At 48.9% G+C, this 12,909-nt stretch carries 9 protein-coding genes; 7 read left to right on the plus strand and 2 right to left on the minus strand.

The features are described 5' to 3' along the window. Positions 1-360 precede the first annotated feature (360 nt). Complete coding sequence (locus tag ACZ481_RS16015; RefSeq protein WP_464766352.1) at positions 361-1,212, plus strand: MerR family transcriptional regulator; 852 nt, start codon at positions 361-363, stop codon at positions 1,210-1,212. Positions 1,213-1,524: 312 nt separating this feature from the next. Here ACZ481_RS16015 and ACZ481_RS16020 read toward each other — a convergent pair whose 3' ends face one another. Together ACZ481_RS16020 and ACZ481_RS16025 are read right to left on the minus strand one after the other, a co-directional pair. Beyond that, positions 1,525-2,940, minus strand: coding sequence for an MFS transporter (locus tag ACZ481_RS16020; protein WP_464766353.1), 1,416 nt, complete (start codon positions 2,938-2,940; stop codon positions 1,525-1,527). Positions 2,941-3,193: 253 nt separating this feature from the next. Beyond that, complete coding sequence (locus ACZ481_RS16025; RefSeq protein ID WP_464766354.1) at positions 3,194-4,915, minus strand: sigma-54 interaction domain-containing protein; 1,722 nt, start codon at positions 4,913-4,915, stop codon at positions 3,194-3,196. A 635-nt stretch (positions 4,916-5,550) separates the two neighbouring features. On the opposite strand from ACZ481_RS16025, the gene ACZ481_RS16030 reads away from it, so the two are divergent. From ACZ481_RS16030 to ACZ481_RS16055, 6 genes are all read left to right on the plus strand, one after another. Continuing rightward, the gene (locus ACZ481_RS16030; RefSeq protein WP_464766355.1) at positions 5,551-6,471 is read left to right on the plus strand and encodes a sugar phosphate isomerase/epimerase family protein; all 921 of its coding nucleotides are present in this window, start codon (positions 5,551-5,553) and stop codon (positions 6,469-6,471) included. 26 nt (positions 6,472-6,497) lie between these two features. After that, positions 6,498-8,879: a glycyl radical protein gene (locus tag ACZ481_RS16035; protein WP_464766356.1), complete on the plus strand. Its 2,382-nt coding sequence runs from the start codon at positions 6,498-6,500 to the stop codon at positions 8,877-8,879. A 116-nt stretch (positions 8,880-8,995) separates the two neighbouring features. Beyond that, positions 8,996-9,739, plus strand: coding sequence for a glycyl-radical enzyme activating protein (locus ACZ481_RS16040; protein ID WP_464766357.1), 744 nt, complete (start codon positions 8,996-8,998; stop codon positions 9,737-9,739). A 91-nt stretch (positions 9,740-9,830) separates the two neighbouring features. Beyond that, the gene (locus ACZ481_RS16045; RefSeq protein WP_464766358.1) at positions 9,831-10,541 is read left to right on the plus strand and encodes a helix-turn-helix transcriptional regulator; all 711 of its coding nucleotides are present in this window, start codon (positions 9,831-9,833) and stop codon (positions 10,539-10,541) included. 72 nt (positions 10,542-10,613) lie between these two features. Beyond that, positions 10,614-11,666 (plus strand): proline racemase family protein, encoded by a 1,053-nt coding sequence (locus ACZ481_RS16050; RefSeq protein WP_464766359.1) that lies wholly within the window; start codon positions 10,614-10,616, stop codon positions 11,664-11,666. A gap of 87 nt (positions 11,667-11,753) precedes the next feature. Continuing rightward, positions 11,754-12,725, plus strand: coding sequence for an ornithine cyclodeaminase family protein (locus ACZ481_RS16055; protein WP_464766360.1), 972 nt, complete (start codon positions 11,754-11,756; stop codon positions 12,723-12,725). Positions 12,726-12,909 lie beyond the last annotated feature (184 nt).

Here is a 12,909-nt window from a genome sequence, read left to right on the forward strand (position 1 = left end):
TCATGTTGAGTTTCATCCAACCGGCTCACATTTTATTTATTCCATGCGGTAATCATTAGTTATCTAAAACAGAAAGCTTCACAGCCTGTGAACCCAGATGTTGCCTGGCTTCGCAGGCTGCATTATCTTTTCAGCCAAACGCAGCACTCCATAGCAAAATTTATTTGTTTTCCTCCTTCTTTTTAATTTAAATTTTGATATAATGAATGTGACCATTGTAGCTACAATATGAGAAAAACTATGATCGCAGCCTAAGGTTCGACAGAATATTTTCAATCTTCTCTATTTAAATAAATTGTTTTTCAAAACAAAACATGTAACTAATATTAACTAACAATATGGAAAGGTTGGTAAATAAAAATGCTGACAATTGGTCAAATAGCCAAGAAACACAATATTTCCGAGCGAACAGTGCGGTTATATCATGACGTCGGACTGCTTGTCCCCCAAAAGGTCGACGAAACTACTGGCTACCGTTATTACTCTCCCAGTCAGTCGGCAAGATTAGATACCATTATTCAAATGAAAGCGATGGGCTTATCCTTAAAGCAGATAAAAACCATGCTTGATGCCCATGACTTGTCCGCCTTTGAAGCGTTGCTCTGTGAACAGCTCGACACGGTCGAAACAAAAATTAACGAATTAAATGCGATTCGCAACGCACTCCAAAGAAACCTGGCAAGTTGCAAAAGTTTCCAGAATCCACCTACACTTGATCGGGTTTATGTTGAGTATTTTCCCCAACGGAAAATATTCTATTTTGATATCGAACCTTATGATTTTGCCGTTCAGGGCGAAATCAGCAGGAATTGTTGGCAGACAGCGTTACATTCTGTCAAAAGCGCTTTGCAAAAAAGAAAGCTGCCACCGTCATATTTTGGCGCTGTCGGTTGCATCATCAAGCAGGAAGATTTAATGCAGCGTTCTTTAATTTGCAGCGGGGCTTTCATACTGGCCCAGGGAAAGCTGTCTGATTGCGAACAGGAAATGATGCCTGCCGGGACATATGTTTGCATACTGGATAAATGGGCAGCGGGAAATAGCTGCTCAGAGGTAAGAGGGATTACAAAACTATTCGATTTTATTGAAACAAACCATTATAAAATTGCCGGCAAATATTATGGTGAAGTAATAGCCGATTCATCCGTGTTTGATTCGACAAGCAGTAATGTTCTGATGAAGATGCAAATCCCTGTAAAAATAAAACCCTGACATAAGGATAAAGCTTTCCTCTTTTTTAGATCTATCAAAAACCTGAACTTGTCTATAATATATGTCCCCGGCTATGCCGGGGACATATGTATGTTCGCCGCTTCCTCTAGATTTTAAATTGCCGTACCACCGTCTGCAGTTCTTCTGCCAGCTTTGCCAGTGACTGGCTAGAACCGGTTATTTCTTTCATGGAGGCCAGGTTGGAACCCCTTTAGCGGTGCGTTTCTCCGGCCATTGGATAAAGCCGCCTGACTCAGTACCTATGGATAGATATAAAGCACCGGGATGATATTTCGCCTAATGCTCAACGCCTCATAGATTTCCTGTTCGACTACCAATTGTATCAGCCGCTACTTTTTCTTCGAATTGTTTAGATTTGTTCAGAGAAGCAGCATCTGCTAAATTCATATTTTTTGTTTCCGGAGCCATGATTAAGCAAAGTAAAAATCCCAGGAAGAATAATGCCCCACAAATATGCAACGTAGCTGCCAAACCAAATTTATCCATAATGGTCGGGAAGAGAAACGTACCAACGGCAGCTACGATACGGGTTACCGCGGTGACAAAGCCCATTGCCGTTCCCCGCACATGGGATGGGAAAAGCTCATTTGGGTAAATCCAGTCATGAGCTCCCATCGCGACATTAAACGCTCCATAGACGATAAAGACGACTAAGACAAAAGTAAATGACATGTGCATGCCGGAGGTTGCACCCAGTACGAATAAAGCGATGGCAGATATCAAAAACGGCCATATAATAGTAGGTCTTCTCCCCCAGGATTCAACAAGGAAAAAGACAGGGATTAACCCCAGAAGATAAAAAACGTTCATGACTGCCGCTCCCAGGTATTGCATATTTCCCTCGGCAAAACCAAATCCTTCCATAATCATAGGGATATAGGTTCCTATGCCAAAGGTTGGCAGAACTTGAAGCGACCAGAAAGCTGCCACGAAAAATACCCATTTTCCATACCCATGTCGAAATATATCGAGAAAGGCGGTTTTCTTCTCGGGCTCCTGTTCCTCTGGCAGGATGACATTATCGCCGATCAGTTTGAGAACATCGCTTGCCTCTTTTTCTCTGCCTTTGCTAAGCAGCCAACGAGGAGATTCCGGCATAATAGAACGTGCTAAAAGCCAGAGGAATGCAGGGACCGCACTGCTTACAAGCATCCATCGCCAGCTTGTTTCATTTCCGAGGGGCAGTAAAAAGTAGCCTACCACAAAGGAACAGGCGTAACCGAAATACCAGAATGCATTAAGCGCTCCAACTAAGGAACCGCGATGTTTTTTCGGTGAGAACTCCGACATGTAGGGTCCGGCAATAGGGTAATCCGCTCCTAAGCCAACACCTAATAGAAAGCGCAGAACGAATATCTGCATCGGATCAACAGTAAAAAACTGAAGGATCGATATAATCGTAATAAAAAGAAAATCGAGAAAAAACATCTTCTTGCGGCCGATGATATCGGTGATGTAGCCTCCGAACAGACTACCAACAAACATACCCGCAAGAACTGCCATTCCAATTAAACCGGACATGGTTAAAGACATAGGGATTTGCGTACTCATAATAGAAAGTGATATCGCAATGATTCCGAGAACATACCCATCCAAAAATGGGCATCCGCTGCAGCAGGCAAATACCCGCCAATGAAAATTACCTAAGGGTACTTCGTCCAGGGTGGTCCATGGGCCTTTTCCGATCTCAACCTGGGACTTAGACATTAAACTCCACTCCTTACTCATTGTATTTTCCTACGTAACTAGAATGTACGTAAGCTAGAATTAAGGATAACCCTTGACGCAGCGTAAAAGTCAACAGACTTTTTAAACTTTTCCCACTTTTTAAAATTTTCACTTTACCACCAGGTTTTACAGCATATACAAATTATAAGGGTACGAGTTTTAGGAAAATAATTAACAAAAGATAGGGCGTGTCGCAACACGTTTTTTAAAAACGCAAGGCGACACGCCTCTTTTATTGATCGTCCTTCAGGACCTCGTTCAAGTCCATACCGTTCTTTTTTATGCGGTATTGCAGATTCTGCCGGCTCATACCCAGGGCGCGGGCAGTTTTAGAAATATTGCCGCCGTTTTCCCGCAAGGCTTTGCGCAAGACCCGGCACTCGACCTCCTGCAGGATACTGCTCCAGGAAGACTTGTCGGCAACACTGACGTTATTCCCGTCCCCGTTTACCTTGATTAAAATATGCTCCGGCATATAATCAGGCGTGATTACAGCTATGTGATCAGGTAAAATATTCATGGCGTGCTCGATAGCGTGTTGTAACTCCCGTATGTTGCCGGGCCAATCATAGGCATAGAATATCTCCAATGTAGCGGCGTCAACATCGCCGACGTTTTTCAGCAGTTTGCGGTTAAAGCCGCGAATAAAGCTCTTAGCCAGCAAGGGGATATCCTCTTGGCGTGCGCGCAGGGGCGGAATGTTGATGTTGATGGCGCCCAAACGGTAGAAAAGATCCTGCCTCAGCCGGTTTTCCTCGATCGCCCGGTAAGGCGGAATATTGATATTGGAGAGCACTCTGACGTCGACATGTGTTTCCGCCGCGCCGCCGACCCGGCGGACCATGCCGTCCTGCAGGACGCGCAGCAGTTTGGCTTGCAACGCAAGGTTCATCGAGTTTATCTCATCCAGAAACAAGGTACCGGTGTTTGCTTGCTCAAACAGGCCTTCCCGGCGTTCCGCGCCGGTGTAGGCACCCTTTTCCGTGCCGAAAAGCAAGGATTCCAACAGATTCTCCGGAATGGCGGCGCAATTGATGGCCAGAAACGGGCGACCGGCGCGGCGGCTGGCATTATGGATACTTTGCGTTAAGAGTTCCTTGCCGGTCCCGGTCTCTCCGTAAATCATGACAGACGAATCGGAACAGGCAATCTGTTGACATTTTCTCACTACGGTGTTCATCGCCGGACTGGCATGAATGATATCCTTGAACTGGTATTTTGCCGTCAGGGCATTGCTGGCTTGGTTGGGAGAAGTGGACCTTGCCAGTAATTTGCCGCGCAGATCTATAATCTGCTTGTTCAGTTCATCGATTTTAGACCAGTCCTCCATAACGCTGAAACCGCCAAGCGTATGGTCGCCCTCGATAATCGGGTAATTATTGCAGACGATATCCACAGCTTTTCCGTAACAGGTCGTGTAATGCTGGCGAAGGTTTAAGAGCGGCCGCTTTTCGGCAATCACCTGCGGCACGGCGAGATAGCTGCCATTCGCCGTTTGATAGACGCTTGCAATCGGCTTGCCGGAAACGTTCGCCAGCAGCAGGGAGTCCATCTTTGCCGCCGCGTCGTTAAGCAGCAAAATGCGGCTGTATTCATCGCACAGGATTACTGCTTCCTTGATTTGGTTGAAAACCTTCAGCAGCATGTCATGGCGGATGTCCTTGGTGGCATCACGAAAAACAATCAGCCGCGTTTGCGGCGGAAGATCCGCCAAAACCGGCGCCGGACATGGCAACAGGTATGCGTTGAAATCAATATTGACATAAAATGTGCCGCTGTCCTCCAGGCAAAGGAACGGGGCAATCAGTTCGAGCGATTTGCCTTTCAGTTTTCCAGCACCATGCAAAAGACGGTCGCCGGTCTTGTTGATTTCCACAATGGCATTGTCTGCGGACACCACAACGGCGCCTAACCCACAGCAGGAAAGAATATCCATAGCTTCGCAGTATTCCATGATCGTCACCAACTACTTTAAAATATTACCTTGCTATATAAACAGTTATGCAAACCAAAGACTGCCTATATTTTTGCACTACGCATATAAAAGTGCAAAATATTTTGCAATATTATATAAGTAGCTTATAATACATTGCCAGTAGTTGCAAGGATCATTTTTTCTCTGGCTGTGGCGTTTCTTAAAAAAATCGTCCAGGCTGCCTGCAAAATATTTTGCAGGCAGCTTGCTTATGTATGACTTTTGCAATTGCGTGGGACAAAGCCGGTCACTACACGATCGTCAAGGGCCACAGCTATCTTTTCATGATTCGCGCTGAAAATTTTTCTGGCAGGCCACTATTGGCATAATTTTTGCTCTTATCTTAATATCAAGAATATTCCCCATTCTCTGTCGGTTGCGCAACCGCATTGCTTCGCAGCCCTGAAGCATGAGAGAATAAAGCATTTAAAAGAAAATTATAAAAATTGTGTTGACCTTTACGCTGCGTCAACGATTATCCTTATATCGATAGTTATACGCAATGTTATCAAAATAGGATGCATCAAAATTCAAGCATTTCCGCCCGCATTGGTTCAAACGTTCTGCTATGGAACGCTAGAATAGACAATTTATTATTAAGGAGCGTGTGTCCCATGATCAAAAACAACGATAGGCAAATGCAACTCGGCATGCACACCTATACGCTGCATCTTAGCGGCCTGGGAGAGAGTTGGGGCTTTCAGGATAACTATGCCTTTACCCAGACGATTGACCTGATGAAGCTGATGGATCTAGCTGTCGAATGGGGTCTGGATGGCTTGCATGTCACCAATGTTGACCTGGTAACCCTTGATCCCAAGCATCTGGCCGAGGTAAAAGCCGCTGCCGAGGCGCACGGTCTTTATTTGGAGTACAATGTGTCTTTCCATGCCCCCTGCGACCCGCGTATTAACTCGACTGTAAAGGATGCCCTGCTCAACGCCCAGGCCTTCGGTGCCGATTTAGTTAAGTTCAGCCTGGACATTAAGCGCCCGCAAACCTTGTATGGCAGCTGCTGCCACCCGGACGTCATGTACCAGTTGAGCGAACGCTATCGCGAATTTAAAGCCAATATCCCCTTGCTGGAAGAGACCGGCCTCAGAATAGCTATCGAAAACCATTGTGACACCTATGCGGACGAGGTGATTTGGCTGATTGAGCAAATCAATCATCCACAGGTAGGGGCCTGTGTGGATACGATTAACTCCCTCTGCGTGTTAGAAGGTCCGGAAGCAGCGATAAGAAAGATGGCACCCTATGCTTTCTGCTGTCACTTCTGCGACAATGCCATAATCATCAATCCGGACGGCACACATTCCATTGGCGTTGCCATTGGCAAAGGCAGTTACGATTGCGCCAAAATTTTACAGACCCTCAAAGATAACGCACCCCGCTTGGATCGCATTACCATGGAAGTTGAATATGAAATTGGCGGCGATTCGATCGAGGTCGCCCGGGAAAAGGAACTCCAGGCCTGCCTGGATAGTATTGATTACCTGCGGAACGTGCTGAAGGTTGGCGTAAGGGGAAGGTAGCAATTAATAAAAAGGAGGTTGTTTCAATGGCACGCAATTATATGCAGCGCATCGAAGCTCTGCGCAAACAGTACCTGGACACCCGGGTAGACATGGATGTCTACAATGCCAAGTATCTGACCGAAGGCTTTAAGGAGACCGAGGGCCAGCCCTGGATCATTCAGAAGGCAACCGGCTTCCTCCACCAGTGCCGCAAAAAAAACATCTACATCTTGGACCATGAGCTGCTGGTGGGCGGCGCTGGCTTCAAGCCCCGCTGCGGCATCCTGTGTGCCGACAGCTCCTGCTCCATTCTGGACCGGGAACTGGACACCATCAGCACCCGTAAGTTCGACCCCTTCTATCTCAGTGAGGCCGGCAAGCAGATCTTCAAGGAAGAGGTCTCCGATTACTGGAAAAACAAATGCGTGCTGGACCGCTGGCGCGCCCTGGCGCCTGCAGATATGGAAACTCTGCGGGACAATGGGATGATCTACATCGACCGCAAGGCCGTCCGCGGCTACGGCGAGACTACGCCCGGCTGGGACCGGCTCTTAGCTCTGGGTATCGCCGGCATCCGCAAGGAGGCGGAGGACGCTTTGGCCAAGCTGGATGACGCCCAGGTGGGTGACCTGGAGAAGATGTTCTTCCTGCAGTCCGAGATCATCGTCTGCGAAGGCATCGTCACCCTGGCCCACCGCCACGTCCGTCTGGCCGGGGAAATGGCCGCCAAGTGCGCCGATCCTGTCCGCAAGGCCGAGCTGGAGAAGATCGCCGCCGTATGCCGCCGTGTGCCCGAGTATCCTGCCACCTCTTTCTATGAGGCTGTACAGAGTGTGCTGTTCTATGAGTACGCCATTTACATGGAGCAGAACGCTTCCTCCTATAATCTGGGCCGTATTGACCAGTATCTGTATCCCTACTACAAGGCAGATATTGAGAACGGTGTGATGACCCAGGCTGACGCCCAGGAGCTCTTAGACTGCCTGTGGATCAAGATTGCCGAGTTGAGCCTGTTCCAGGATGAGGTCACAGCCCAGTTTGCCGCCGGTTACTGCATCACCGTCCAAGTCACCGCCGGCGGCATTGACCAGTTCGGCAATGACGCGGTCAACCCCCTGTCCTACCAGGTCATCCAGGCCACTATGGACGTCCGGTTCAAAGAGCCCAACCTGTCCGTCCGCTACAACATCTCCAAGAACCCCGACGCCTTCCTGCGCAAAGCGGTCGAGTCCATCCGGCTGGGTCTCACGATGCCTGCAGTCTACCATGACGATGCCGGCATCCGGATGCTGCTCAACAAGGGCGTGCCCCTGAGCGAGGCTTGGGACTGGACCCCCTGCGGCTGTGTGGAAACCAACCTGTCCGGCCGGATGAAACAGTACACTGATATGGCCGACATGAACATGGGCGGCATCATCGAGATGGCTTTAAACGACGGCATCAGCCGCAAGACCGGCAAGCGCGTGTCCGTCTCCACCGGCGACCCTGCCAGCTTCAAGACCTTCGACGACTTCTTCGCGGCGGTCAAGGCCCACATCCGTTACTTTGTCGATGTAATCGTCTCCGGCAACCAGCTGCTGGACTACCTGAGCATGAACTACCGTCCTGTGCCCTGCCTGTCCCTGACATTTCCCCGCTGCCTGGAAAGCGCCACCGATTACAGCCTGGGCGGCGCCAAATACAACTGCGGCGGCGGCGTCATCACCGTCGGCCAGGCCGACATTATCAACTCGCTGGCCGCTGTACGCTACCTGGTATACGACGAAAAGAAGGTGTCCATGGCCGACCTGTGCCAGGCGCTGGCCACCAACTTCGCAGGCTACGAAGACATCCAGAAAATGTGTATGGCAGCACCCAAATACGGTAACGACGACGAGCGGGCCGACTGGATCGTAGGCGAGGTGTTTACCTACGTCGTCGACCAGTTCGAGAAGTACGATACCAAGTTCGGCAAGATGACTAACGGTATGCTGCCCGTATCCGGCAACACCCCCATCGGTGCCTGGGTCGGTGCCCTGCCTTCCGGCCGTTACGCCTGGACTCCTTTAACCGACGGCATTGGCGCCACCGGCGGTACTGATGTCAACGGTCCCACGGCTCTCTTAAAATCCGTCAGCCGCATCCCTCATGCCCGCTTCACCCAGGGAACCCAACTCAACATGAAGCTGGAGCCTGCCATTTTAGCGGGCGAGGCCGGCCTCGCTCACATGATGAACCTGTTAAAGACTCTGTGCACGCTGGATGTATATCACGCGCAGTTCAACGTAGTGGACCGGGAGATCCTGCTGGACGCCCAGCAGCATCCCGACCAGCACCGGGATCTGCTGATCCGGGTGGCCGGGTACACTGCTTTCTTCGTAGAGCTTGGCAAGGAAGTGCAGGATGAGATCATTGGCCGTACCTGGATTGGGAACTTAAAAAATTAAGCTTGCGCCAGCAACAGCAACACCATTATTTCAGTTATTGCCGCTAAGGAGGAGCAGCTATTTGCGACGAAAATAAAAGTAGAGAAACGAACGAAAAGGAAGAGCTTTCCGGCATCGTGCTGCGAATTGAGCGCAGCTCGATTTATGATGGCGACGGTTTTCGCACCGTTGTTTTTCTGAAGGGATGCCCGTTACGTTGCCAATGGTGCTCCACCCCGGAAAGTCAAGCCTTCCCAATTGAGTATGCGGAACAAAATACCTATGGCAGGATTATGACCGTGGAAGGGGTTATGAAAGAAGTCCGGAAAGATACCGCTTTTTTCTTCCACTCTAAAGGCGGTATGACATTGTCCGGCGGCGAGATCTTAGCTCAACCGGGCTTCACATTGGCCCTGCTCCAGGCATCGTGGCAAGAATGCATCAATACCGCGATTGAAACCTCGTTCTTTGCGCCCTGGGCGGTCATTCAGCCTATTCTGCCCTATGTGAATACCGCATTTGTCGATATCAAGCTTTTTAACCGGAAGCAGCATAAACAATACTGCGGCGTTGACAATCAGACAATCCTGGAAAACTTATTGCAGACCAACCAGGTGGAAAAACCATTCCGGTTGATCGTCCGGGTTCCCATCATCCCGGGAATCAATGATACGGAGGAAGAGCTTAAACAGATCGGACGATTTTGTGCGGGACTGCGTCATCTTCACCATGTACAGCTGCTCCCATACCATCGGTTGGGGACGAACACCTATAGCAAGCTGGGACGTCCATACCTACTCGCAACTGTTCGTTCTCCTTCTTCCGAACACATGCAGGCCCTGCGCTCTGTCATGCATAAATATGTTGAAACCATAGCATGACAACATGATAATCGCATTTCTTGATTCTGTTCGGCCTTACTGCATCAAGGTCAGTCCCTTGCTATACCATTCAGCAAATGAGGAGGTTCCCATGAACAGGTTGGATTTTCATATTTGCAGTGAGTGCCGTTGCCAGCATACCCATGATTATCCACAAATCATTATGCCGCTTGAGGAGACACTGCGTATCTCGATCGGGGACGGTAAATATGACGTAACCCCGCAGGAGCTGTGCTTTATTCCGCCCGCTATGCTCCATCAGTGCCAGTTCTTTAGCAGCCTTCTGGTCATCAATATTCCCCGGTCCATGGTCGATAAAAAGGATATGGGCATCCTGTCTTATCCACTTATTGTACCGCTCCGGGATCAGATGCTGCAGCTTGTAAATTTGATTCGGATCGAGATCGAACAGAGTCCTGACAGTAAAGCAGTTCAGCATCTTTATTCTTATTTATATTGTAAGCTGCTTGAGAACTGCTCAACCGCCTCCATGCGCTATATCAGCGAATACTATGACCAGCCCATCACCGTGACGCAGCTGGCAGAGCTTGAAAATTACAATGTCACCTATTTTAACGACTGGTTTAAACAGCAGACAGGCTTTCCACCCAGCCTGTATCTGCGCAATGTTCGCATCAGCAAGGCCAAGGAACTGCTGGAGACTACGGACTTCAGCATCATGGAGATTGCCGCCATGGTGGGATATAGCAGCAATTCCACACTGACCCGCGCCTTCCACAGTCTGACCGGTGTTACCCCGAAGGAGTACCGCAACTGTACTTTTTTCGGGAAGACGGGATAGCATAGTACGGGCCTCTTTCGTCGTGACTATAGTTTATCACAGGAATATGGCTTACCTATGAGGAGGAAAGATATGAGTTTTAAGCGGATGTTTCAGGCAGTAGAAACGCATTCCGGAGAACCCATGCGTGTTATAACAGGAGGCGTCCCCTATATTCCGGGCAACACAGTGTATGAACAGATGAAATGGCTTGAAAAAAATGATGACCAAATACGTATGCTGATGCTGCGTGAGCCTCGCGGCTATCCCCCCATGTGCTGCAATCTGCTTGTTCCCCCAAAACATCCTGAGGCGGTAGCAGGCTACATCATTATGGAACAGACCGAGTATGTGGTCATGTCGGGCGGCAATACCATCTCGGTTGCCACCGTTCTACTGGAGACCGGCATGATCCCTATGAAAGAGCCCATCACTGAGTTTACGTTGGAAGCCCCTGCCGGTCTGATTCACATCAAGGCGGAATGCCACAATGGCAAGGTCACGCAGGTTATTTTCAAGAACGTACCTGCATTTGCTGTTTATCTTGATAAGGAAATTGACGTTCCCCATCTGGGGAAGATAACAGTCGATGTTGCCTGGGGCGGCATGTTCTATGTTATCGCTGACATACGCCAGTTTAAGGGCCTGGAGTTAATTCCTGAACATGGAGCGCAAATCACTCGCGTAACTTCTCTGATTTTAGGCGCCGCTCAGGAGCAGCTGCCTGTTGCGCATCCTCACTATCCGGGCATTAATATTACCAATGTAGAGCTCTCCGGCCCCACTACTAATCCTAATGCAGATCGGAAGAACGCTGTCCGTGTGGGCAGCGGGTTCATTGATCTGAACAATCCCGCTACCTGGAATGCTGCGCTTGATCGCTGCCCCTGCGGCACCGGCACCTGTGCAAAAATGGCAATTCTCCATGCCAAAGGACAACTGACTCTCCACCAAAAGTTCCGTCATGAAGGTATTTTAGGAAATATTTATACCGGCGAGCTTGTGGAAGAGACCAAGATCGGCGATTACATCGCAGTGGTTCCCACTGTCGGCGGCCAGTCCTGGATTTATGGTTACAGTACATACATTCTTGATCCCACTGATCCGTTTATTAACGGCTTCACCGTTGGGGATATTTGGGCTTGATGCCCAGCTTGCGCTTCAGTTGAACAATCGCCGACTCTGAAAAACTGCACAGTCGGCGATTCATTATTCATACATAAAGGAGAAACTATGTTGTACTTAACAGAAGAACAAGTGCGTAAAGAGATACCTATTTACAAGGCCATTCCGATAGTGCGAAAATCACATGAGGATTGCTCTAACGGACTGATCTTTTATTGTGACCGTATCACACTATATGTACGCGGCGATGATAATTCAGCTATTTGGCTGCCTGCCTGTACTAAGCATTTACCTTATTTCGGTGTCAAATACGCTACCGGATTTCCCGCTAACGCTACCAAGGGATTACCCACCGTAAATTCACAAATCAGTCTGTATTGTGCGGATACCGGTGAGTTACTTTGCATCATGAGCGCCAACTATCTAACTGCCATTAAAACAGGTGCCAGTGCAGCAGTAGCCACTGATATAATGGCCCGGAAAAACGCCACAAAGCTTGGCATCATTGGTACAGGTACTCAGGCATTTACCCAAGTGGCAGCCATTCAGGAAATACGCCAGCTCACTGAGTTACGGGTATACGATATTGACGAAAAGCGGGTCGATACGTTTATCGAGCAGATAAAAGAAGTGCAGAACCGGCCCTATTCTATAATAAAGGCTAGCTCGGGCGATGACTGCGCAGCAAACTCTGAAATCATTTGTACCTGCACCCCCTCCGCCACTCCTGTATTCCACGCGGATTCACTCAACCCCGAGTGCCATCTAAATGCAATCGGTTCCTATACCCCTTTCATGCAAGAGGTGGACGAAGGAACCGTAATGAAAGCGAACAAAATAGTTACCGAACATGTGGACGAGTTATGGAAGGTGGCCGGCGATATTCTGATTCCTTTTAATAAGGGACTGATCACAAAAGAAAAGGTCACCGGTTCGGTGGGAGATGTGCTTACAAACAAAGTGGTTGGCCGCGAAAACGACAAGGAGATAACTATGTACGAGAGCAACGGCTCTGGTGCACTTGATTTATCAATTGCTATTGCTGTCTATGAACAGTTCCAATACGCCACCCCGCTGTAAAACAGTCGTCCAAAATTGCTGCGTAGACACCTCTAAGTTGCCAACTCCATTTTTACAATCACTTTAGAATACCGCGCTGTTCACGTAAAACGAAAACAGCGCGGTATTCAGGGTTTTTGGACAAATAATCGTCTTAGATCCATTTTCTTTGCGGTCACACAATATTTGCATTACAGCTTTTCGA

Source organism: Sporomusa intestinalis, assembly GCF_055383785.1.